The organism is Massilia sp. SYSU DXS3249 (genome assembly GCF_053668055.1).
Genome location: NZ_JBSIPX010000030.1, coordinates 1 through 22,137, shown reverse-complemented (window position 1 = coordinate 22,137; position 22,137 = coordinate 1). Strand labels below are relative to the sequence as shown.

Here is a 22,137-nt window from a genome sequence, read left to right as displayed (position 1 = left end):
GAAGGTTTCGGAACGCAGCCAGGCACCCCCGGGAACCAAACACGATTACCGAAAAACTGAAAAAGAGGATGACATGAATCTCGCAGACATCAGCAAGCTGGGCGTTGCCAATCCGTTCAAGCAGCGTTATGACAACTACATCGGCGGCAAGTTCGTGGCGCCCGTCAAGGGAGAGTATTTCCCCAACATCACTCCGATCACCGGCCAGCCGTTCTGCGAAATCGCCCGTTCGACGGGCGAGGACATCGAACTGGCGCTCGACGCCGCCCACGCCGCGAAAGAGGCCTGGGGCAAGACCTCGCAGGCCGAGCGCGCCGCCATCCTGAACCGCATCGCCGACCGCATGGAGCAGAACCTGGCCACCCTGGCCACGGCCGAGACCATCGACAACGGCAAGCCGATCCGCGAAACGACCGCCGCCGACCTGCCGCTGGCGATCGACCACTTCCGCTATTTCGCCGGCTGCATCCGCGCCCAGGAAGGCTCGATCGCCCAGATCGACCACGAGACCTACGCTTACCACTTCCACGAGCCGCTGGGCGTGGTCGGCCAGATCATCCCCTGGAATTTCCCCATCCTGATGGCGGTCTGGAAGCTGGCCCCGGCGCTGGCCGCGGGCAACTGCGTGGTGCTGAAACCGGCGGAACAGACCCCGGCTTCGATCATGGTGCTGATGGAACTGATCGGCGACCTGCTGCCGCCGGGCGTGGTCAACGTCGTCAACGGTTTCGGCCTGGAGGCGGGCAAGCCGCTGGCGTCGAATAAACGCATCGCCAAGATCGCCTTCACCGGCGAAACCGGCACCGGCCGCCTGATCATGGGCTATGCGGCGCAGAACCTGATCCCGGTCACGCTCGAGCTGGGCGGCAAGTCGCCGAACATCTTCTTTGCCGACGTGATGGACGCGGACGACGACTACTTCGACAAGTGCCTGGAAGGCTTTGCGATGTTCGCGCTGAACCAGGGAGAAGTGTGCACCTGCCCCTCGCGCGTGCTGGTGCAGGAATCGATCTACGAGCGCTTCATCGAGCGCGCCCTGGCGCGGGTGGCCGCCATCAAGCAGGGCAGTCCGCTCGATGCGTCGACCATGATCGGCGCCCAGGCCTCGCAGGAGCAGCTCGAGAAAATCCTGTCCTACCTCGACATCGGCCGCCAGGAAGGCGCCGAGGTGCTGGCCGGCGGCGAGCGCCACGCGATGCAGGGCGACATGGAAGGCGGCTACTACGTGCAGCCGACCGTGTTCAAGGGAGACAACCGCATGCGCATCTTCCAGGAAGAGATCTTCGGCCCGGTGGTGTCGGTCACGACCTTCAAGGACGAAGCCGACGCGCTGCGCATCGCCAACGACACCCTGTACGGCCTCGGCGCCGGGCTGTGGACGCGCGATTCGGCGCGTGCCTTCCGCGTCGGCCGCGCGATCCAGGCCGGACGCGTCTGGACCAACTGCTATCACCTGTACCCGGCCCACGCCGCTTTTGGCGGCTATAAGCAGTCGGGCATCGGCCGCGAAAATCACAAGATGATGCTCGACCACTACCAGCAGACCAAGAACCTGCTGGTGAGCTACAGCCCGAAAGCTCTGGGCTTCTTCTGAGCATGGACCGCCCGATGAACGGCGCCCCTGAGCGGGTGATCGCCACCGACGCCGCGCTGGACCTGATCGGCCAGCTGCGCGCGCGGCACGGCCCGCTGATGTTTTTCCAGTCCGGCGGCTGCTGCGACGGCAGCACCCCGATGTGCTACCCGGACGGCGAGTTCGCCATCAGCGACACCGACGTCTGCCTTGGCAGCCTCGACGGTGCGCCCTTCTACATGGGCGCCGAGCAGTTCGCCTACTGGGAGCATACCCAGCTCATCATCGATGTGGTGGCGGGCAACGGCGGCATGTTCTCGCTCGATAACGGCACCGGGCGCCGCTTCCTGACGCGCTCGCGCCTGTTCACCGACGACGAACTGCAACTGCTGCAGCAGCACGCCTCGCAGGGGGCACCGCATTCACCGCAATCTTCTACGACATGGAAAGCCACATGAAAACGAGAGCAGCCATCGCCTGGAAAGCCGGGCAACCCCTGTCCATCGCCGAAGTCGACCTCGAAGGTCCGCGCGCCGGCGAGGTCCTGGTCGAAATCAAGGCCACCGGCATTTGCCATACCGACTACTACACCCTGTCCGGCGCCGATCCCGAGGGAATTTTCCCGGCCATCCTCGGGCATGAAGGGGCCGGTATCGTGCTGGAAACCGGTCCGGGCGTCACCTCGGTCAAGCGCGACGACCACGTGATTCCGCTGTACACGCCGGAATGCCGGCAATGCAAATTCTGCCTGTCGCGCAAGACCAACCTGTGCCAGTCGATCCGCTCCACGCAGGGCCGCGGCCTGATGCCGGATGCGACCTCCCGTTTTTCGCTCGAGGGCCAGCAGCTGTTCCACTACATGGGCACCTCGACCTTCTCCAACTACATCGTGGTGCCGGAAATCGCGCTGGCGAAGATCCGCGAGGACGCGCCTTTCGACAAGGCCTGCTACATCGGCTGCGGCGTCACCACCGGGGTCGGCGCGGTCGTGTTCTCGGCCAAGGTCGAGGCCGGTGCGAACGTTGTCGTGTTCGGCCTGGGCGGCATCGGCCTGAACGTCATCCAGGGCGCGAAGATGGTCGGCGCCGACAAGATCATCGGCGTCGACCTCAACCCGGCGCGCGAAGAGATGGCCCGCAAGTTCGGCATGACCCATTTCATTAATCCGGCCGAGGTCGGCAACATCGTCGACCACATCGTGCAGCTGACCGACGGCGGCGCCGATTTTTCCTTCGAATGCGTCGGCAATACGCAAGTGATGCGCCAGGCGCTCGAGTGCACGCACAAGGGCTGGGGGCAGTCCTTCATCATCGGCGTCGCCGCGGCCGGCCAGGAGATCAGCACCCGGCCGTTCCAGCTGGTGACGGGACGCCAGTGGAAGGGCTCCGCCTTCGGCGGCGCGCGCGGCCGTACCGACGTGCCGAAGATCGTCGACTGGTACATGGACGGCAAGATCAATATCGACGACCTGATCACGCACACCTTGCCGCTCGAGCGTATCAACGAGGGCTTCGACCTGATGAAGAGCGGGGAATCGATCCGTTCCGTGGTGCTGTACTGAGGATGTTTTTGGACCAATTAACCAGGGAGACCGAACATGAGCAACGACATGAGCAGCAGCGTGAAAATCCATCCTGCCGTCGATAACGGCATCCAGCCCGCGGCACCCAACTTCGCCGGCGGCACCCTGACCTGCCGATGCGCCACCAATCCGGTGACGGTGGAAATCCAGAGCCAGGTCGCGCACAACCACGTGTGCGGCTGCACCAAGTGCTGGAAGCCGGCCGGGGCGCTGTTTTCCCAGGTGGCCGTAGTCGGGCGCGACAAGCTCAAGGTAACCGCCAACGCCGACAAGCTGGCCATTGCCGACACTTCCGCCACCATCCAGCGCTATGCCTGCCGCGACTGCGGCGTGCACATGTACGGTCGCATCGAGAACACGGCGCACCCCTTCCACGGCCTGGATTTCGTGCACACCGAACTGTCGCGCGAGAGCGGCTGGGCGCCGCCCGAATTCGCCGCCTTCGTGTCCTCGATCATCGAGTCCGGCTACCCCCCGTCGAAGATGGGGGCCGTCCGGGCACGCCTGAACGAGCTCGGCCTGCCGCCCTACGACGCCCTGTCGCCGGCCCTGATGGACGCCATCTCGACCCACGTCGCCAAGGCGCGCGGGGTGCTGCAGGAGGCTTGAGGCGCCGGGTGAAGCAGGACGTACGGTGACAGAGGCCGGTGGCCTCTGTCACTCCTGCAACGACGACCTTGTGAATCAATTGGACACTGGAGAAGAGAATGAAGCGATCGCACCTGCTGCTGTTGTCGACCCTGCTTGCCGCGCCCGCGGCGCATGCCAATGATTTCCCGACCAGCAGCCGTGTGGAGTACGTGTTGGAGTGCATGCAAAAGCACGAAAGCAAGTACGAATACCTCTACAAGTGCTCCTGCGTCATCGATCACATCGCCAAGACCATGAAGCACGAGGAATACGTCGAGATGTCGACCGCCCTGCGCAACCAGACCATGGCGGGCGAGCGCGGCGCCGTGTTCCGCGACCCGCCGCCGGTCAAGGAGATGGCGAACAAGTACAAGGTCATCCAGGCCAGCGCCAACAAGGCCTGCTACGTGCCGCAACGGTAATGGGTTGCCGAGTCCGGTGTTGCGTCATGGATGACACAAGGCTGGCCGGGATTGTCTCGAATCTGAACAAGGTGTGCCAGCCATGCCCCTTGCGGGCACTGGCACGCTAAGTGCTGTGTAGGAGTGGGGCGATCCCCACGCTGAGGTGTTGCAGGACTAACTGCTTGGACCGCTAAAAAAACCATAGGAGACTTCATCATGTCATTCGCAACGAGACTCATCCGCTGGTGGCCATGCCTGGCACTGGCTGCCGGACCGGCGATGGCTGCCGATTCGGATGTCGCAAAGCTGACCAAGGACCCAAAGAACTGGGCGATGCAGTCCGGCGACTTTGCCAACCACCGGTATAGCGAGCTCAAGCAAATCAACGCCAAGAACGCCCGGGACCTGCAAGTCGCCTGGACCTTCTCGACCGGCGTGCTGCGCGGCCACGAAGGCGGACCGCTGGTGATCGGCGACACCCTCTACATCCACAGCCCCTTCCCGAACAAGGTGTTCGCGGTCTCGCTGGAAGACCAGAGCATCCGCTGGAAATACGAACCGAAGCAGGACCCGGCCGTCATCCCTGTGATGTGCTGCGACACGGTCAACCGCGGCGTCGCTTACGCCAACGGCAAGATCTTCCTGCAGCAGGCCGACACCACCCTGGTGGCGCTCGACGCCAAGACCGGCGCCGAACTGTGGAAGAACAAGGTGGGCGATCCGAAGATCGGTGAAACCACCACCAACACCCCCCACGTCTTCAAGGACAAGATCCTGACCGGCATCAGCGGCGGCGAATTCGGCGTGCGCGGGCGGATCACGGCGCACGACATGAACACCGGCAAAGTGCTGTGGCGCGCCTACAGCACCGGCCCGGACAACGAGCTGCTGGTCGATCCGAACAAGACCATGACCTGGACCGACGGCAAGATGGCGCCGATCGGCCCGGACTCCTCGCTCAAGAGCTGGAAGGGCGACCAGTGGAAGCTGGGCGGCGGCACCACCTGGGGGTGGTACAGCTACGACCCGGCCACCAACCTGGTCTACTACGGCACCGGCAACCCGAGCACCTGGAACCCGCGCCAGCGTCCGGGCGACAACAAGTGGTCGATGACCATCTTCGCGCGCGACCTCGACACCGGCATGGCGAAATGGGTTTACCAGATGACGCCGCACGACGAATGGGATTATGACGGCGTCAACGAAATGATCCTGGCCGACATCAAGGTCAAGGGCCAGCCGCGCAAGGCGCTGGTGCACTTCGACCGCAACGGCTTCGCCTACACGCTCGACCGCGTCAGCGGCGAACTGCTGGTTGCCGAGAAATTCGATCCGAAGGTGAACTGGGCGACCCACGTCGACATGAAGAGCGGCCGTCCGCAAGTCGTGGCGAAATACAGCACCGACAAGAACGGCCCCGACTTCAACTCGAAGGGCATCTGCCCCTCGGCCCTGGGCACCAAGGACCAGCAGCCGGCCACCTTCAACCGCAAGACCGGCCTGTTCTATGTGCCGACCAACCACGTCTGCATGGATTACGAGCCCTTCCAGGTCGAGTACACGGCCGGCCAGCCGTATGTCGGCTCGACCCTCTCGATGTATGCGGCGCCGGGCAGCCATGGCGGCCTGGGTAACTTCATCGCCTGGGATGCCGGCACCGGCAAGATCGTCTGGTCCAAGCCCGAGAAGTTCTCGGTCTGGAGCGGGGCGCTGTCCACCGCCGGCGACGTCGTGTTCTACGGCACCCTGGAAGGCCACATCAAGGCGGTCGACCTCAACGGCAAGGAACTCTGGAGGTTCAAGACGCCGTCGGGGATCATCGGCAACGTTCATACCTGGGAATACAAGGGCAAGCAGTACATCGGCGTGCTGTCGGGCATTGGCGGCTGGGCCGGTATCGGCCTGGCGGCGGGCCTGACCAAGGGCACCGAAGGCCTGGGCGCGGTGGGCGGCTACAAGGACCTGGCCAAGTACACCGAGCTGGGCGGCGTGCTCACGGTGTTCGCATTGCCGGATCGCCTGACGCAGACCAGCGCGCAAGCCAGCGCACCGGCAAGCGCCAAGCATGCCAGGTAAGGCGGCCTGTCAACCAGCCGTTCAGGTTGGTTGACCGGACCGACCGTCCGACTGGCCGTGCATTGTGTAAAAACGGTTGCCGGTCCATGCACCGGCAGCCGTACCCCGTTTCCCAGGAATGAATATGAACAGACTCACGAAAAAAGCAGCGGCCGCTGCCGCTTGCTGGGCCCTGGCCGCGATGCCGGGACTGCTGTCCGCCCCAGCGGTGGCAGCCGATAACGCCCCCTACAAGGTAGTGGAAGGCAACAAGGTCGATGCGCAGACCCTGAGCGGCTGGCGCACCTGGCGCGCCATGGCCTGCGAGCGCTGCCACGGTGCGGCGCAGGAGGGCATGGTCGGGCCGTCGCTGGTGGACAGCCTGAAAGTCCTCAGCAAGGATGAATTCAAGACCGCCGTGCTGAAGGGACGGATCGAGAAGGGCATGCCGAACTTCGATGGCAGCAAGATGGTCAACGAAAACATCGACAGCCTGTACGCCTATCTGAAAGGGCGTTCCGATGGCGCCATCCAGCCCGGCCGGCTCCAGGAGATGGGCAAATGAGATGGCGGACAGGGGCGCCGCTGCGCCGGCGAACGGAAAAAGCCCTGCCGCAGCAGATGCGGCGGCAGGGCTGGCAAGCGCTGCTGGCGAGCGGCGCCTGCGTGCTGGCCTGCCTGGGCAACCCGGCAAGCGCACAGGACACGCAGCCGCCCGGCTTCGACAAGGTGTTGCGGGTCTGCGAGGACCCGAACAACCTGCCCCTGTCGAACCGCGCGCAAGCCGGCTTCGAGAACAAGATCGCCACCCTGTTTGCACAGGAACTGGGCTGGAAACTGGAGTACACCTGGTATCCGCAGCGGATCGGCTTCATCCGCAATACCCTGCGCGCCAAGGAAGAACATGCGGACCACTTCAAGTGCGACCTGGTCATGGGCGTGGCCAAGGGTTTCGAGCTGGCGGCCACCACGCGTCCGTATTACCGTTCCACCTACGCCATGGCCTATGTAAAGGGCAAGGGGCTGGACCGGGTGCGCAGCCTGGAAGACTTGCTGGCGCTCGAACCCGCGCAGCGCAAGAAGCTGCGCTTCGGCGCCTTCGCCGGCTCGCCGGTCACCGACTGGCTGCTGCAGAACGACTTGATGGAGCAGGTCGAGTGGTACCAGAGCCAGACCGGTGACGCCGACCAGTATCCCGGCCAGATCATCGAGAACGACCTGGCCAGCGGCAAGATCGATGTGGCCTTCGCCTGGGGCCCGATTGCCGGCTACTTCGCGAAGAATACGCGGACGGCGCCGATCGTGGCGGTGCCGCTGGCCTCACGGCCCGGCATCAAGTTCGACTTCGAGATCGCGATGGGGGTGCGCCATGCCGACAAGGATTTCCGCCAGCGGATCGACTCCTTGATCGCCGCCAATGAAGCGAAAATCCGTGCCATCCTGCAGCAGTACGGTGTGCCGCTACTGGAGCAGCCTCCGGCGATGGCGCTGGCGCCGCAACCGGCGAGGAAGCCATGAGCGGCGCTGCGATTTGCCGCACGGCGCACGGGATGGCGCCGACCGCGCCAGGGCGAGCATCCGGGCACGGGCGGCTGTGCGAGCCGGCGGGCAAGCTGGAGAGGGAGCTGGAGAGGGAGCTGGAGGGCGCCCAGGGGAACAATCCGGGGTGCAAGCGGGGACCACGTCCCGGTGCGCGCCCTGGCTTCCGTCTTGCCGGCTGCGTTCGCACGGCCGTCCTTGCCATGCTTCCGTTCGGCATGGCCGGCGCCCAGCCCGTCTCGCCTGCCGAAGTGCTGCTGTTCGAGACCGACCACCTCGCGCGGATCAAGGCGCCGGCCACCCTGGTCTATGAATACCGCAAGCAGAGCAACGTCGAGCCCGCGTTTACCGACAGCGTCCAGCTCGACGTGTCGCGCGACAAAGGGCAGCTGCACGCCGTGCTGCACTTCCTGACCGGCGAGCGCAAACAGGCCCTGCCGGAGATAGACGACGCCCACGGCAATCCGGTGCTGCTCGGCTTTCTCGAGCACGACATCGCGGAAATGAAACGCCTGACCGGCGGGTCGGTCGGCTATTTTCGCAAACGCATCCGCCTGGCGCTGGCCAACGGCGCCCAGGTAACGCCGCAGCGCATCAGCTACGGGGGCAAGACGGTCGAGGCCAAGGCGGTGCGCATCCAGCCCTACCTGGACGACCCGCTGCATGCGCGCTTCGAAAACTATGTGCGCAAGACCTATACCTTCGTGCTCAGCGACCAGGTACCCGGCGGCGTGTACCGGGTGAGCACCACCCTGGCCAACGCGGCGGGAAGTGGGCCGGCGGCCGGCACGGTGGTGGCGCGCACGGCGGCGGGCGGGAAACCCCCGGGCGCCGCAACGCAGGGTGCTGCGGCGGGCGTCGCTACGGCAGGCAGCGCCATGGCGGGCCCTGCCGGCGCCGGCCAGGGAGCGGCTGCAAACGCAGCGGCCGGCGTGGCAAGGACCGGCGGTCCTGCGCCGGCAAGCGGAGCGGCCAAGCCCGGCATGGCGTCTGCCGCGGCAGGCGGGCCGAGCACGCCATCCGTTGCGAGCAGGACGGGGGCAGCAGCCCAGGCCGGCGTGCCGCAAGCCGCAACACCGGGGCCGAACCAGCCCGGCGCGGCGCCAGGCGCCGCCATGCCAGTCATCGACGAAACGCTTACCCTGGTCAAGGTCACCGAACCGCGGCGCTGAGCGTCGCTCGGCAAGCCTGGACATGGACCCCGCCGGAGGCAGACGATGGCGCCCTTGAAAGTGTTTGCTTTCGATTACGTGATGGAGGGGGGCCGCACGGCGCGCCCCCTGCCGCGCGCGTTCACGCAGCAAGCGGGCATGCTGATGGATGCCTTGCTGGCCGACCTGGCGTCCGTGCCGGGCGTCGAAGTGTGCACGATGACGGCCCTGGCCGGGTCCGACACCGGCAGCGCGCTCGCGAGCGCGTCGTTCGCCGAGCGCTTCGCACGCTGCATGCAGGCGGCCGATGCGGTGTGGCCGCTGGCGCCCGAGTCGGACGGCTTGCTGGAAAACCTGTCGCGCGATGTCCTGCGCGGCAAACGCATCCTGCTGGGCAGCGCACCGGGAGCGGTCCGGGTCGCGGCCAGCAAGTTCAAGGTGGCGCGCGCGCTGGCCGAGGGCGGGGTGCCGACGGTGCCCACCTATCGGCCGCACGCCTGCCTGCCCGAGGGGGAGGGGGCCTGGGTCGTCAAGCCCGACGATGGCGCCGGCTGCCTCGACACGCGCCTGTTCAGCGACCGTGCGGCGGCGCTGGCGTGGATCCGCACCAGCGCCGCGCAAGGATACATCCTGCAACCCTTCGTCGCGGGCAAGCTGGGCAGTTTATCGCTGCTCTGCTGCGACGGCACCGCGCGCCTGCTGGCGCGCAACCTGGAGCGGGTCGCGGTGCACGACAACCGCTTCCATTTCCTCGGCAGTACCGTAAATGGCTTGAGCGACGCCGACGGCGCGCTCGAGCGCCTGGCACAGCAGGTGGCGGCGGCGCTTCCTACCTTGTGGGGCTATGTCGGCGTCGACATCATCCTCACCGAGCGCGGCGCCGTGGTACTCGACGTCAACCCGCGCCTGACCGCAGCCTATGCCGGCCTGCACGCCTCGATCGGCTGCAACCCGGCCGGCCTGGTGATCGACCTCCTGAAGGGACAGGCCGGCCTGCCGGCGCCGCCGGGCGGATGCCGCCCGGTGAGCGTCGACGTCGGAGGCTTCCAGGCCGGCGCCGGCATTTGACGCGTGCCAAAAGGCTTGCTACCTGGATGGGCTGGCGATCGGATTGCCGAGGTGAGGGGCGGGCCTGACGGTGCCGTTTGCAGGTGGTACGGTGAGCGCCGGCGGTGGGGCGAGGGCTGGCGGTTGAGAGGATACCGCAGCCGGTGAACCTCTATGTCATCGAGCGGCATAATGGCAGAAACCAGCCCGGCATGCGGCCTGGCACCCTTCTGAGTGAACAAAACATTCGCCAGCAGAATGGCAGACGCGACCCAGCCCGCGATGTAGGGTGGACGCCCGAGTCCACGCGTTTTCAGGCCGCCGCTCACACGAAAAGCCCATTCGCTGCCTCTCTTCGGACCGGTGATCGACTCCGGAAGGGAGCTGCCGAGGTCACTTGCTGAGCCAGGCAGTATGGGAACGCAACGGTTTCCAAACGCGTGGAGTTGCCTTGGATGCCCCCGGCATCCAAGGCTCCATCCTAGGTCGCTATCCAAGCGCTACTTGATCACCACCCCCCAGGGCAGCTTGCCCACCGCGATATCGCGCAGCTTGGTGCGCGTTCCCGTGTCGATCACGCTGACGTTATGCGAGCGGCCGTTGGCGACGTAGAGTTTTTTGCCGTCCGGGGTGAGCGCCATGTTCCAGGGGCGCTGGCCTACCGGCACGGTGGCCACCACCTGGTTGGTCTTGGTGTCGATGACCGACACATTGGCGTCGCCGCCGTTCGAGACATAGACGTAGTTGCCGCTCGGATGTACGGCGATGCCGTTGGCGCGCAGCCCGGCCTTGATGCGGGCGACGACGGCGAACGTGGCGGTGTCGATGACGAAGACTTCGTTGGCGTTCTCGGCGGCGACATAGGCGCGGCTGCTGTCGGGCAGGAAGCCGATGCCGCGCGGGCGGGCGCCGACCGCCACCTGGGCCACCTGCTTGCGGCTGCCGAAGTCGATGATGTCGACGGCGTCCCCTTCCTCGGCGCTGACGAACAGCAGGCGCCCGTTCGGGCTGAATACGGCGTGCTCGGGATTCTTGCCGTGCACCGGAATCGAAAATGCCAGCGCATTGGTGCGGGTGTCGGTCACGGCGATTTCGTTCTTGCCCTCGACGGCCGCCACCACCCAGCGCCCGTCCGGCGAAATCGACACGCCTTCCGGGGAGTCGCCCAGCGCCACCGTCGCGCCCAGCTTGCGGGTGCCGAGTTCGACCAGTTGCAGGCGGTCGTTCGGCTGGTCGCTGACATACAGCCAGCGGCCGCCGGGGCCGATCGCCAGGCCGCGCGGCTTGGAACCGCCCGGCAGTTCCGCCACCACCTGGTCGCTCGCCGTGTCGATCACCGAAATGGTGCCGGAGCCTTCGTTCGGCACATAGGCCATGGGTGCGGCAAGGGCAACGGCGGGCAGGACGGCAAGCGAGGTCACGAGGGCGGCGGCAAGGCGGCGGATCGGCAGGATGGTCATCGGGTCTCCACGGGCGGGTTGAAAGGGGTGTCGGTGGCGCGCGCACGCTGGCGCGGCCACATGCGCAGCAGCAGGCCGTCGCGGTCGACCAGCATGTGTTTTATGACTGCCAGCACGTGCACGGCCACCAGCAGTGCCAGCAACAGCGCGAAAAGGTGGTGGGCGCCGTTGAAGAAGGCGTACAGGGCCTTGTCGTCCGGCCCCCAGGGCGCCCAGCGCACCAGGTTGAAAAACTTGACCCCGTGCCGGCTGAAATTCGACGCCAGGTAGCCCGACAGCGGCAGCGCCAGCATGCAGGCGTACAGGGCAATGTGGCTGAACCTGGCCGCGCGGCGCTGCCAGCGCGGCATCGATTCCGGCAGGGCCGGCGGCTTGTGCGTGAGGCGCCAGCCCAGGCGCAGCAGGATCAGCAGGCCGATCACGATGCCGCTGCTCTTGTGCAGGTTGACGTAGTAGCCCCGTTCGGGCGTGCCGCGCGGGATATCCTCGAGCATCAGGCCAAAGGCGAACTGGCCGAGCAGCAGCAGCGCAATGAGCCAGTGCAGGGCGATCGCGGTGGCCGTATAGCGGTCATGGACCGGAGCGGACAACTGCGTCGGGACGTGCAGCGGGGCGTTCATGGCTCAATGGAACAGCGATTTGTCGGGATGCTCGATGTTCAGGCGCTGCAGCTTGCGGTACAGGGTGTTGCGGCTGATGTTCAGTTCGCGGGCGACGCCACTCAGGTTCCATTGGTGGCGTTTCAATTCCTGCAGCAGCACCTCGCGTTCCGCGCACTCGAAGGCATTCAGCCCGGCCCTGGCATCCGGCTTGCCCTCGATGTCGGTCTGCACATGGGGAGGAGCCTGGCTGCCGGCCGCCGCGGCAGGCATGGCAGCGGACACGGGTGGATGCATGCTGGCCGCCATGGCCGATGTGCCGCTCTCCATCAGGGTATGCCGGTACTCGGGCGGCAAGTCATGCACGCCGAGGCGGTCCGATTCGCGCAGCGCAATCATGGTGCGCAGCAGGTGGCGCAGCTGGCGCAGGTTGCCGGGCCAGCGCTGCCGCTCCAGCAGGGCCATCAGGCTGTCTTCGAGCTCGACCGGGCAGCCAGTGTCGCTTTCCTCGAAGGCCAGCTGGCGGATCAGCGCATGGCGGTCGGCGCGCTCGCGCAGCGGCGGCAGGGTGAAGGTGACGCCTTGCAGCCGGTAATACAAATCCTCGCGGAACTCGCCGCTCTCGATCTTTTTGCCCAGGTCGCAATGGGTGGCGCTGATCAGGCGGATGTCGAGCTTGACCGGCGCCTCGCCGCCGAGCGGCACCACCTCGCGTTCCTCGAGCACGCGCAGCAGCCGCGCCTGCAGGGCGACCGGCATGTCGCCGATCTCGTCGAGGAAGAGGGTGCCGCCGTTGGCTTGCAGGAGCTTGCCGCGCTGCCCGTCCTTGCTGGCGCCGGTAAAGGCGCCCGAGCGGTAGCCGAACAGTTCGCTCTCGACCAGGGACTCGGGAATCGAGGCGCAGTTGATCGCGACGAAGGGGCGGCTGGCGCGACTGCCCGACAAGTGCATGGCGCGCGCAAAACGTTCCTTGCCGGTACCGGTCTCGCCCAGCAGCACGACGGCCACGTTGCGTTCCATGACGCGCTTGGCGGTCTCGATGTTGGCGCGCATGGCCGGGTCGCCCAGCTGCAGCGCATCGAGCGCGGTGCTGGGCGCCGGCTCGGGGAGCGCCCCTGTACTGCGCTGCGGGCGGCGCGCGCTGTTGGCCGCGACCGGCTGGTAGACCACGGCGAAAAAGCGGGCGTTGCTGCGCACCTCGAAGATCGGCACCGGGTGGAAGGCGCGCCGCACGCTGCTGTCGACCAGTCCGGAAAAGGTGAGGTTGAACAGTTCGCAGATGTCGCGCCCGACGATGTCGAGCGGGCTGCTGTAACCGAGCAGGGACAGGGCCGCGCGGCTGGCGGCGAGCACGGTGCCGGTGACGCTCAGGGCGATCGCCCCTTCGCTCAGGGTGCCGACGAATTCCGGGCGGTTGTGGAAGCGCAGGATGAAGTCGTGGCGGAACTGGTGCAGGAACACGCGGTTCTCGATCATCTGCACCGACATGCTGACCAGGGCCAGCGTGTGCTGCTGGGCCAGGCGCGATTCGCCGGAGGCGTCGAGCACGCCGACCAGCTCGCCCTGGTGGTCGAAGATCGGGGCCGCGGCACAGGACAGGCCGATGTTGCGCGACAGATAGTGCTCGTCCTGGTGCACGGTAAGCGGGCGGCGTTCGACCAGGCAGGTGCCCATGCCGTTGGTACCCTGCACGCGCTCGCTCCACACTGCGCCCTGCATCAGGCCGGTCTTGGAAGCCGCGTGGGTAAAGGCGGGGTCGCCGAAGTAATTGAGCAGGACGCCTTCGCGGTCGGTCAGCATGATTGCGTAACCCGAGCCGGCAAGCTGCTGGTACAGGTTGGCCATTTCGACCTTGGCGACGGCCTGCACGTCGGCCAGCCGTTCCTGGCGCTCCTGCAGCTCGAAGGGCGCGACCACTTCGGGTTCGGCGCAGCTGCCGGGGTCGAGCTGGTATTCGTTGAGGCACCGGATCCAGGACCGGGTAATCCGGTTCCCTCCAACCCGGTCGGATCCGATCCGGTCGTGGACGACCGAATGGACGCGCTTGACGTGTTCCACGGCAAACTTCGACATGCTGTCTCCTGGGCCCCGTGACTGGCGCTGGACGCCGTCACCGTATGGACTGTTATGTGAGTTTAACCACCCCATCTGTTGTGAAGAATACACCCTTCGACGAATGAATTGTCGAACCAATTTCGATATTTTTGAACAATCGCCCACACTGCATAAGTCACACTTGGCCCGGTACAGAGCGGCATCAGCAATGCGGCGATTGCGGGGAACGTTTGGCGAGATTTATGGTCGTAGCAATGTCGCGTTCGCCGGGTCGGTCGGCGCAGGCAGGAGAAGGGGCGCTTGTGGCGCCGGACCACGCGCAAGGCGTGGCCCGGCGGCCAGGAGGAGTCAGCTTACTTGGCGATCAGCACCAGGGTGCCGCGGCCGCACAGGCCGTAGCTCGTATTTTCGCCGCCGACCGGGCTTTCGCTGCCCGGTGCGTTCACTTGCGAGGCGCCTTCGGCCCAGGTGCAGGTGTCGGTCACGCGGTACCAGGTTTTACCGGCGCCCGCCCAGGGCAGGGTGAAGTTCACCTGTGCGCTCCAGGCATTGTGCGCGACGTAGATGGCGGAGGCCGTATCGCCGAACTCGCTGCCGTCGATGCGCCAGGCGGTCGCGTGGTTGTCCGGATTGTTGAAGTAGGTCGCGTCGGCCACGCCGCCGTCGGGCTTGAACCAGCGCAGCTGCTCCATCACGTTGCCGTTGTTGTCCACGCTCGAATAAAAATTCGCCGGACGCAGGGCAGGGTGGGCCTTGCGGAAAGCGATCATCGCTTTCGTGAACGCCTGGAAGTTGTTCTGGTCCGTGGTGCGGGTCCAGCCCAGCCAGTTGGCCGAGGAATCCAGGTTGTACGGATTGTTGTTGCAGTTCAGGGTGCGCAGCGCCTCGTCGCCGCCGACGATCATCGGCACGCCGGCCGAGAGCATCATCAGCGCCATGCCGTTGCGCGCCGCTTTTCTCTGGTCGCCGGCGATGCCGCCCTGGTCCCAGCTGTTGTTGTTGTCCTCGCCGCCATCGCTCGGCCCCCAGGGCCAGGCCTGGTTATTGTTCTTGCTGTTGCAGCTGTACAGGTCTTTCAGGGTAAAACCGTCGTGCGCGGTAATGAAATTGATCGAGTGCCAGGGCTTGCGGCCATCGTCGCCGTACAGGTCGCTGGAACCGGCGAAGCGGGTCGCCAGCTGGCCAGTCGTGATCGGCGCGCTGCCCAGTTTATTCTGCGCCTGGCGCACGACGTCGCGGTAGCCGCCGTTCCACTCCGCCCAGCCGCTCGGGAAGCCGCCCACCTGGTAAGAGTTGCCGCCGATCGCCCATGGTTCGGAGATCAGGTCGACGCCGGCGCCGCCGGCGGCAGGGCGCGGCGGCAGTTCGGCCACGATGCGGTTGAGCGCATTGCCAGCATCCATCTTGTCGAAATTAAAGCAGCCGTGCTGGCAGGTGTTGCCCAAAACAGAAGCCAAGTCGAACCGGTAGCCGTCCACGCCCAGCTTGTCGCGCCAGTAGGCGAGCGAATCGACGATCAGGTTCTGGGCCACCAGGTTGCGCGTGTTGTAGTTGCCGCCGACGCCGGTGTTGTCCCAGGAGTTCTGCATGTCCGAGGTCAGGCTGTAATAGGTCGGGTTGTCGAGGCCGCGCCAGCTGGTGATGTTGTAAGTCGTCTTGTCGGTCGAGGACCAGGCGCCGCCTTCGCCGGTGTGGTTGTAGACCACGTCGACCAGCACCTTGATGCCGTTGTCGTGGAAGGCTTTCACCATTTCCTTGAATTCGCGGGTCGGGCCGCCCGGCGATTTGTCGTAGGCGTAGCGGCGGTCCGGGGCGAAATAGTTCAGGGTCATGTAGCCCCAGTAGTTGTCGCCGCTGTTGCTGTTCGGGTCGTTGTCGTTGGTATCGTTCTGGGTTTCCTGTACCGGCAGGAACTCGATCGCGGTCACGCCCAAGCTGGCCAGCCAGGCCGCCTTCAGGCCCGCGCCCTTGTAGGTGCCGCGGTAGGCGGCGGTGATGCTGGTGTCGTTCATCGTCAGGCCGCGCACATGGGCTTCGTAGACGACGTCGTCCTTCAGCGCGCGGGTCGGTTTCACGCCGATCGACTGGGTGTCGCCGGAGAGCACGATGCCTTTCGGCGCCAGGTTGCCGCTGTCGATGTTGCGGTACAGGGCGCCGCTGGCGTAGATGGTGCCGTTGGTGTTGGTGCTGGTGGTCGGGTCGTGGCTCAGCTCGAGCGCATACGGGTCGGACAGCAGTTTATTCGGGTTGAAGCGATTGCCGGCGGCGTCGACGTCGCTGACGAAACCGACGCTCGAGCCCTTGGTCCAGCCCGTGTTGTAGGGCCAGTTCGGCCCCCAGGCACGGTAGCCGTAGTACAGGGTGCCGCTTAAACCCTGGCTGCTCAGGGTGCTGGTCGGGATGGTGACGGACCAGATGCCGCTTGAATTGGTCATCACGTAGCGCGCCTTTTCGGCGGTGCCGGTCGCGGTGCTGTACAGGTAGAGCTCGATGCGCGTCGCCTTGCCGGAATACACCTTGAAGGTGACGTTGGCCTTGGTGGCGTCGTAGGCGGCGCCGAGCTTGTTGGGATTGATCGCGGCCGAGGCCGGGGCGCCGGTCAAGGTAGCGGCGAGGACGCCGGTGATGAGTGCGGCCAGCAGTTTCTGTTGCATGTAGTCTCCGTCTTTTGTTTGTTGTTATAAACATTTGTTGATGGGACATCGATGCTGTCGATGCGATGCCCCGGATGCGCGCCTGCGATGGGCGTGGGTGTACTTTCGCTACCTCTTCCGGATAACTCATCAATACACGTAGGGGACGCTACCCCGCGCTCTTGGCGAAGTCAATTGTGTGTGAGTAGTTTTGTTACCTTGCGCTTGGCGCGGGCAGAGGGCGTCGGTGCCGGGACCAAATCTGGCACAATCCGGATGCGATGTTGCCAATCCAATAAAACGAGACGAGCATGAATGAGCAGGTTGCACGACGTGTCGTGCTGGTACGTTCGATCGAAGGCGCCGATACCGGGCACGAGGTGCTGAGCGAGGACGACCGCAAGTACGCGAGCCGCAGCGCGCGCGAGCTGGCGGCCTGGCAGGCCGCCGACAGCAAGGGCCCGGCCACGCAAGACCATTTTCTCGAGCAGCGCTCGGACCAGATCCTGAAACGCCTGGCCGAGCGCGTGCCGGCCTTTGCCAGCTTCCAGAAGCGCGGGCTCGGCCTGCAAGGGATCTGGCTCGCGCTGCCGCTGCTGGCGCTGGCCGCCGGCCTGCTGCTCGACCAGATCGCCGATCCGCACCGCGTCGACCTGCTGTCGGCGCCGCTGCTGGCCATCATCGGCTGGAACCTGCTGGTGTATTTGGCGCTGCTGGTCTGGGCCCTCATCCCTGGGCGCAAGACCGGATGGGCGCGGCCCGGCCTGCTGCACCGCCTGAGCGTCGGCAAGGCGGCGCTGCCGCGCAAGCTGCCCGGCCCCCTGTCGCGCGGCGTGACGCACTTCCTCGGCGAATGGGCCGCGCTGAGCGAACCCCTGACACGCGCGCGCCTGTCGCGCACCGTGCACCTGTCGGCGGCCGCGCTGGCGCTGGGTGCGGTACTGTCGCTGTACGGGCGCGGCCTGCTGACCCAATATGTGGCCGGCTGGGAAAGCACCTTCCTCGACGCGGCCCAGGTGCACACGCTGCTGTCCTGGCTGTTCGCGCCGGCGCTGTTCTTCTTCCCCTTCCTGCAGGGCTTTTCGCTGGCCGAGATCGAGTCCCTGCGCTTCAGCGCAACGACCCCGGCCGGCGGCGGCGAGCGCTGGGTGCACCTGTACGGGGCGACGATCCTGCTGCTGGTCGTGTTGCCGCGGGTGCTGCTGGCCCTGTTTGCGGGCTGGCGCGCGCGGCGCCTGGCGAAACGTTTTCCGCTCGACCTCGAGCATCCGTATTTCCGCCGCCTGGCCGACAGCATCGGCGCCGGCAAGGCGGCCGTCTTGCGCGTGCTGCCCTACAGTTTCACGCTCGACGAGGCGCGCGACCGCGGTCTGTGGGCGGTGGCCGCGATGGCGCTCGGCGCCCAGGCGCGCGTGCTGCTGCGCCCGGCGGTGCCCTACGGCGAGGAGCCGAAGGAGGCGCTAGGCGAGGCAGGCCTGGGTGAGACCGACGTGACGGTCACCGCAGCCCTGTTCAGCCTGTCCGCGACGCCCGAAAAGGAAAACCACGGCGCCTTCCTCGACTACCTGGTCCGCCACAGCAAGCGCGGCGTGGCCGTGCTGCTCGACGAGTCGAGCATGGTCGAACGCGGCGCCGGCCAGGCCGGCCTGGAGGCGCGCATTACCGAGCGCATTTCGCTGTGGCGCCAGTTCTGCAGCTTCCACGGTACCGCAGCGACGGTGGTCAACCTGCTCGACCCCGACAAACGGCCGATCGAACTGGGCGCAGGCCTGGCCCTGCCGGAGCTGCGATGAACGAGGCCCCCGTCAAAATCCAGTTCGCCCTGGTATCGCATACGAACAACGGCAAGACCACGCTCGCACGCACCCTGGTCGGCGCCGACGTGGGAGAGGTGCGCGACGCCGCCCACGTGACGACCTTTGCCGAAGCCCATCCCCTGCAAACCAGTGCGGCGGGCGACACCCTGCTGTTGTGGGACACGCCGGGCTTCGGCGACTCAGTGCGCCTGCTCAAGCGCCTGGCGATGGCGGGCAACCCGATCGGCTGGTTCCTGCGCGAAGTGTTCGACCGCTACCGCGACCGTCCGTTCTGGCTGAGCCAACAAGCTTTGCGCGCGGCCAAGGACGAAGCCGATGTCGTGCTCTATCTCGTCAATTCTTCGGAGGCGCCGGGCGACGCCGGCTACCTGCCGGCCGAGATGAACATCCTCGAATGGCTGGGTAAACCGGTAGTGGTCCTGCTCAACCAGATGGGGCCGCCGCGTCCCGGGGCCGCCGAGGGCGCCGAGCAGCAGGAGTGGAAGGGGCACCTGGCGCGTTTCCCTATCGTGCGCGACGTGCTGGCGCTGGACGCCTTTGCCCGCTGCTGGGTGCACGAGCACGTGTTTTACGAGGCGGTCGCGCCGCTGATCGAAGAGGCCAAGCAGCCCGGCTATGCGCGCCTGCGCGCGGCATGGGAAGCGCACAACCAGCGGCGTTACGCCGATGCCCTGCGCATGACGGCCGAGCAGGTCGCCGCCGCCGCGCGCGACAGCGAGCTGGTGCTCGACGAGGAGCGCGGCATGTTCCGCTCGGCGCTCGCCGCTGTCGGCCTTGGCAAGGACGAGCAGAAGCGCCAGGAAGCGGCGATGGCAGCACTGGTCGAGCGTCTGAACGGAGAAATCAACAAGGCGACCGTGCGCATGCTCAGGCTGCACAAGATCGACCCGGGGCAGGCGACCACGATCAACATGCGGGTGCGTGAGAATTTCGCCGTCAAGGCGCCGATCGACAAGGCACAGGCCGGGCTGCTGGGCGCGGTCGTCTCGGGCGCGGCCACCGGGCTCTCGGCCGACATGCTGGCGGGCGGCCTGACGATGGGCGTCGGCGCGCTGCTGGGCGCGATCGTCGGCGGCCTGACGATGGCCGGCGCCGCCTGGGGTTTTAATCAAGGATTCGACCGCGACAAGCCGACGGTGCAGTTTGCCGACGCCTTCCTGCAGACGCTGCTGGTCGGCGCGGTGCTGCGCTACCTCGCCGTCGCCCACTTCGGACGCGGGCGCGGCAATTACGTCGAGAGCGAAGCCCCTGCCTTCTGGCAGGCGGAAGTCGAGGCGGCGCTGGCGGCGCAGAACGGAGAAGCAGCCTCGCTCTGGCAGGCAGTGCGCGAGGCGCCCGACCTGGGCGCTGCCAGCGCGCGCGTGCTGGCGCTGGTCGAGCCGGTGGTCAATGCGACACTGGCCCGGCTGTATCCGGGCGCCGCGGCGGCGCTCCCCGGCAAGGCGCCGGCCGCCGCTGCCTGAGTCCACCATCCTCTTCCAAGGCTGCGCCGGCGTGCGCAGCCTTTGCGGTCATCTTCCTGTCGTGTCCGCCGATCCGGAACGGCACAGTTATCCCAGCACCTGATCCGATACGGCACAGCACAGCGAACACGGCCATGCATTCGTGGAGCTTCTGGCAAAACCTTCAGCTTACGACCCCTTGTCGAAGGCGGCACGCCGGTACGGCAGGGCCGTCACGCCGTTTTTGCCAGCCGCTTCCAGCCCCGGAATTGTCGGGCACGGGATTTGCCACCCCCTAGGTCAGCATCAACCGATGCGCACAACCATAACGGCCGAACAAGGAGATGGCGATGAAGAAGATTCTTGCACTTGGCACGCTGGCCGCATGCATGCAGCCGGCACTGGCGGTCGACATCAAGGCGGGCGACTGGACGGTGAATGTCGGCGGCAACGTGAATGCCTATTACACCTTCGTCGATTGCGATGGCGGCGCGGTCGGCGGGCTGGCGCTGGGCGGGCAGGCCCTCGGCTGCGGCGGGCGCGACAGTCGTACCACGGTCGGCAACGGCCTGCTCCCGAGCGGACTGGTCACCTCCGCGTCCTCGCAGCAGGGCGGATTCGACATCAAGGCACTGATCGGCATCTACGTCCACACCGCCACCGACAGCGCGATCTCGCCCAACAACGGGGTCGACGTGCGCCAGGCATTCTTCACCTTCGGTACCCCCACTCTCGGCACTTTCAAGCTCGGCCGCGACTACGGCATCTTCGGGGCGAACGCCATCCTCAACGACATGACCCTGATGGGCGCCGGCGCACCGGTGCAGGCCACCCAGCGCGGCCGCGTGGCGCTGGGCCACATCGGCGCCGGCTACGCCTATCTCGGCCATTACGGCCAGATCGCCTGGAGCACGCCCAAGATAGGCGCCGGTCTCGGCCTTGGCTCGGGCATCGGCGTCGACATCGGCATCATGAGCCCGGTGGACGACACGCCGGTGATCGCCGGCTCCGCCTATTCCGCCGACTCGACCCCGCAGTACCAGGCACAGCTGACCTGGACCCAGGGCGACATCAAAGCCTGGCTCGGCGCCAAGGGGCAGCGCCTGGAACCGGAAGTGCCGGGCACGCCTGACCTGACCTTGCGCGGCATCGAGGCCGGCGTGCTGTATCAGTCGGGGCCGCTCGGCGTGCTGGTGAACGTCCAGCGCGGCAGGGGCTTGGGCATCCTGGCGGACGCCGACCAGGGGCGGGTACGTACCACCCACGTCCTCGCGCAGGGTACCTATAAGGTCTCGGAGCAGCTCAAGCTCGGCCTCAGCTACGGCCGCAGCGAGAACGACGACAATACCGTCGGCACCGGAGGGCTGGAGTCGAACGCGAACTTCACTGCCGGCGCCTATTACGCGCTCAACAGTGCGATTACCCTGGTGGCCGAAGCCGGGCAGACCCGCTCGAAAGGTTTCGGTGGCGGGCGCGACAAGATGAATGGGGTGGCGCTCGGCGGCATCATCTTTTTCTGATGGCTGCCAGACAGGCGCGGGAGCGCGGCCGGTTGCATCCAGGCCGATCCTCCCGCCGCCCCTTGAGACTTAATGTCAGCTTAAAAATTCTCGGCAAGGCCTTGCGGCTGAGAATCCGCTTTGCTATGATTCGCCTCCCGCTGCAGTAGCGCTGCGAAACAACCAACGAAATCAAGTAGTTGGCGGTGTCGACGGTGCGCTGCGAACAGCGTGGTGAAAAAACGAAGGGGTTGACGAGTTAAGCGAAACACTGCATAATCTCACTTCTCTGCTGCTGACGAACAAAACGATTCGCAGAGCGCAGCAAGGCAGTACGGAATAAGTTCTTTAACAATTAACAGTCGATAAGTGTGGGCGTTTGATGAAGGTGCCGCTGACTTCGGTCAGTGATTACTTAAATTATCAAATGTTCACAAAAGTATTAACGTTGTCTCAGCAATGAGGCGACGGTCAGTATCTTGAGTGAGCGACTCGGCAGCAATGCCGATGACTCGAAAGAGTCAACAAACAGAGATTGAACTGAAGAGTTTGATCCTGGCTCAGATTGAACGCTGGCGGCATGCTTTACACATGCAAGTCGAACGGCAGCACGGGCTTCGGCCTGGTGGCGAGTGGCGAACGGGTGAGTAA

General features: G+C 65.9%; 17 protein-coding genes and 1 rRNA gene. 14 read left to right on the top strand and 4 right to left on the bottom strand.

All coding sequences use genetic code 11. The annotated features are described in order from the left end of the window. Nucleotides 1-73: 73 nt before the first annotated feature. The 10 genes from adh (at nucleotide 74) to ACWCIA_RS22375 (ending at nucleotide 10,002) form a co-directional block, all read left to right on the top strand. Nucleotides 74-1,594, top strand: coding sequence for an aldehyde dehydrogenase (gene adh / locus ACWCIA_RS22420; RefSeq protein ID WP_454166697.1), 1,521 nt, complete (start codon nucleotides 74-76; stop codon nucleotides 1,592-1,594). Between the two features lie 14 nt (nucleotides 1,595-1,608). Then, complete coding sequence (locus ACWCIA_RS22415; RefSeq protein ID WP_454166696.1) at nucleotides 1,609-2,031, top strand: DUF779 domain-containing protein; 423 nt, start codon at nucleotides 1,609-1,611, stop codon at nucleotides 2,029-2,031. Further along, nucleotides 2,028-3,134, top strand: coding sequence for an S-(hydroxymethyl)glutathione dehydrogenase/class III alcohol dehydrogenase (locus ACWCIA_RS22410; protein WP_454166695.1), 1,107 nt, complete (start codon nucleotides 2,028-2,030; stop codon nucleotides 3,132-3,134). Before ACWCIA_RS22415 ends, ACWCIA_RS22410 begins: the two co-directional genes overlap by 4 nt. Before the next feature lie 36 nt (nucleotides 3,135-3,170). After that, nucleotides 3,171-3,764: an S-(hydroxymethyl)glutathione synthase gene (gene gfa / locus ACWCIA_RS22405; RefSeq protein ID WP_454166694.1), complete on the top strand. Its 594-nt coding sequence runs from the start codon at nucleotides 3,171-3,173 to the stop codon at nucleotides 3,762-3,764. Nucleotides 3,765-3,862: 98 nt separating this feature from the next. Further along, nucleotides 3,863-4,207: a hypothetical protein gene (locus ACWCIA_RS22400; protein ID WP_454166693.1), complete on the top strand. Its 345-nt coding sequence runs from the start codon at nucleotides 3,863-3,865 to the stop codon at nucleotides 4,205-4,207. Between the two features lie 198 nt (nucleotides 4,208-4,405). Continuing rightward, nucleotides 4,406-6,265, top strand: a complete 1,860-nt coding sequence (locus tag ACWCIA_RS22395) for a methanol/ethanol family PQQ-dependent dehydrogenase (RefSeq protein WP_454166692.1) — start codon at nucleotides 4,406-4,408, stop codon at nucleotides 6,263-6,265. A 181-nt stretch (nucleotides 6,266-6,446) separates the two neighbouring features. Further along, a complete protein-coding gene (locus ACWCIA_RS22390) occupies nucleotides 6,447-6,809 on the top strand; it encodes a c-type cytochrome (RefSeq protein WP_454166706.1) in 363 nt (120 codons plus the stop codon). Then, nucleotides 6,806-7,762: a quinoprotein dehydrogenase-associated putative ABC transporter substrate-binding protein gene (locus ACWCIA_RS22385; RefSeq protein WP_454166691.1), complete on the top strand. Its 957-nt coding sequence runs from the start codon at nucleotides 6,806-6,808 to the stop codon at nucleotides 7,760-7,762. The genes ACWCIA_RS22390 and ACWCIA_RS22385 overlap by 4 nt, the downstream gene beginning before the upstream one ends. After that, the gene (locus ACWCIA_RS22380) at nucleotides 7,759-8,955 is read left to right on the top strand and encodes a hypothetical protein (RefSeq protein WP_454166690.1); all 1,197 of its coding nucleotides are present in this window, start codon (nucleotides 7,759-7,761) and stop codon (nucleotides 8,953-8,955) included. Before ACWCIA_RS22385 ends, ACWCIA_RS22380 begins: the two co-directional genes overlap by 4 nt. Nucleotides 8,956-9,015: 60 nt before the next feature. Beyond that, the gene (locus ACWCIA_RS22375; protein ID WP_454166705.1) at nucleotides 9,016-10,002 is read left to right on the top strand and encodes an ATP-grasp domain-containing protein; all 987 of its coding nucleotides are present in this window, start codon (nucleotides 9,016-9,018) and stop codon (nucleotides 10,000-10,002) included. A 479-nt stretch (nucleotides 10,003-10,481) separates the two neighbouring features. On the opposite strand, the gene ACWCIA_RS22370 is transcribed toward ACWCIA_RS22375, so the two are convergent. From ACWCIA_RS22370 to ACWCIA_RS22355, 4 genes are all read right to left on the bottom strand, one after another. Beyond that, nucleotides 10,482-11,441 carry a beta-propeller fold lactonase family protein gene (locus ACWCIA_RS22370; RefSeq protein WP_454166689.1) on the bottom strand — a complete coding sequence of 320 codons (960 nt, stop codon included), beginning with the start codon at nucleotides 11,439-11,441 and terminating at the stop codon, nucleotides 10,482-10,484. Then, on the bottom strand, nucleotides 11,438-12,061 hold the full coding sequence (locus ACWCIA_RS22365) for a cytochrome b (protein ID WP_454166688.1): 624 nt from the start codon (nucleotides 12,059-12,061) through the stop codon (nucleotides 11,438-11,440). Before ACWCIA_RS22365 ends, ACWCIA_RS22370 begins: the two co-directional genes overlap by 4 nt. Nucleotides 12,062-12,064: 3 nt before the next feature. Further along, nucleotides 12,065-14,113 carry a sigma-54-dependent Fis family transcriptional regulator gene (locus ACWCIA_RS22360; RefSeq protein WP_454166687.1) on the bottom strand — a complete coding sequence of 683 codons (2,049 nt, stop codon included), beginning with the start codon at nucleotides 14,111-14,113 and terminating at the stop codon, nucleotides 12,065-12,067. 335 nt (nucleotides 14,114-14,448) lie between these two features. After that, complete coding sequence (locus ACWCIA_RS22355) at nucleotides 14,449-16,749, bottom strand: alpha-amylase family glycosyl hydrolase (protein ID WP_454166686.1); 2,301 nt, start codon at nucleotides 16,747-16,749, stop codon at nucleotides 14,449-14,451. A gap of 290 nt (nucleotides 16,750-17,039) precedes the next feature. Here ACWCIA_RS22355 and ACWCIA_RS22350 point away from each other — a divergent pair, with 290 nt between their 5' ends. From ACWCIA_RS22350 to ACWCIA_RS22335, 4 genes are all read left to right on the top strand, one after another. Then, nucleotides 17,040-18,521: a DUF2868 domain-containing protein gene (locus ACWCIA_RS22350; RefSeq protein WP_454166685.1), complete on the top strand. Its 1,482-nt coding sequence runs from the start codon at nucleotides 17,040-17,042 to the stop codon at nucleotides 18,519-18,521. Beyond that, nucleotides 18,518-20,008, top strand: a complete 1,491-nt coding sequence (locus ACWCIA_RS22345) for a DUF3482 domain-containing protein (protein ID WP_454166684.1) — start codon at nucleotides 18,518-18,520, stop codon at nucleotides 20,006-20,008. Before ACWCIA_RS22350 ends, ACWCIA_RS22345 begins: the two co-directional genes overlap by 4 nt. 329 nt (nucleotides 20,009-20,337) lie before the next feature. After that, complete coding sequence (locus ACWCIA_RS22340) at nucleotides 20,338-21,507, top strand: porin (protein WP_454166683.1); 1,170 nt, start codon at nucleotides 20,338-20,340, stop codon at nucleotides 21,505-21,507. Nucleotides 21,508-22,023: 516 nt separating this feature from the next. Next, nucleotides 22,024-22,137, top strand: a 16S ribosomal RNA gene (locus ACWCIA_RS22335); the annotation flags it as partial.

What these genes read in the sequence shown, in the direction of transcription:
- ACWCIA_RS22415 (WP_454166696.1), top strand. Translation starts at nt 1,609, where the DNA reads ATGAACGGCGCCCCTGAGCGGGTGATCGCCACCGACGCCGCGCTGGAC.
- ACWCIA_RS22355 (WP_454166686.1), bottom strand. Translation starts at nt 16,749, where the DNA reads ATGCAACAGAAACTGCTGGCCGCACTCATCACCGGCGTCCTCGCCGCT.
- ACWCIA_RS22360 (WP_454166687.1), bottom strand. Translation starts at nt 14,113, where the DNA reads ATGTCGAAGTTTGCCGTGGAACACGTCAAGCGCGTCCATTCGGTCGTC.
- ACWCIA_RS22380 (WP_454166690.1), top strand. Translation starts at nt 7,759, where the DNA reads ATGAGCGGCGCTGCGATTTGCCGCACGGCGCACGGGATGGCGCCGACC.
- ACWCIA_RS22345 (WP_454166684.1), top strand. Translation starts at nt 18,518, where the DNA reads ATGAACGAGGCCCCCGTCAAAATCCAGTTCGCCCTGGTATCGCATACG.
- gfa (WP_454166694.1), top strand. Translation starts at nt 3,171, where the DNA reads ATGAGCAACGACATGAGCAGCAGCGTGAAAATCCATCCTGCCGTCGAT.
- ACWCIA_RS22400 (WP_454166693.1), top strand. Translation starts at nt 3,863, where the DNA reads ATGAAGCGATCGCACCTGCTGCTGTTGTCGACCCTGCTTGCCGCGCCC.
- adh (WP_454166697.1), top strand. Translation starts at nt 74, where the DNA reads ATGAATCTCGCAGACATCAGCAAGCTGGGCGTTGCCAATCCGTTCAAG.
- ACWCIA_RS22340 (WP_454166683.1), top strand. Translation starts at nt 20,338, where the DNA reads ATGAAGAAGATTCTTGCACTTGGCACGCTGGCCGCATGCATGCAGCCG.
- ACWCIA_RS22385 (WP_454166691.1), top strand. Translation starts at nt 6,806, where the DNA reads ATGAGATGGCGGACAGGGGCGCCGCTGCGCCGGCGAACGGAAAAAGCC.
- ACWCIA_RS22350 (WP_454166685.1), top strand. Translation starts at nt 17,040, where the DNA reads ATGAATGAGCAGGTTGCACGACGTGTCGTGCTGGTACGTTCGATCGAA.
- ACWCIA_RS22395 (WP_454166692.1), top strand. Translation starts at nt 4,406, where the DNA reads ATGTCATTCGCAACGAGACTCATCCGCTGGTGGCCATGCCTGGCACTG.
- ACWCIA_RS22370 (WP_454166689.1), bottom strand. Translation starts at nt 11,441, where the DNA reads ATGACCATCCTGCCGATCCGCCGCCTTGCCGCCGCCCTCGTGACCTCG.
- ACWCIA_RS22410 (WP_454166695.1), top strand. Translation starts at nt 2,028, where the DNA reads ATGAAAACGAGAGCAGCCATCGCCTGGAAAGCCGGGCAACCCCTGTCC.
- ACWCIA_RS22365 (WP_454166688.1), bottom strand. Translation starts at nt 12,061, where the DNA reads ATGAACGCCCCGCTGCACGTCCCGACGCAGTTGTCCGCTCCGGTCCAT.
- ACWCIA_RS22390 (WP_454166706.1), top strand. Translation starts at nt 6,447, where the DNA reads ATGCCGGGACTGCTGTCCGCCCCAGCGGTGGCAGCCGATAACGCCCCC.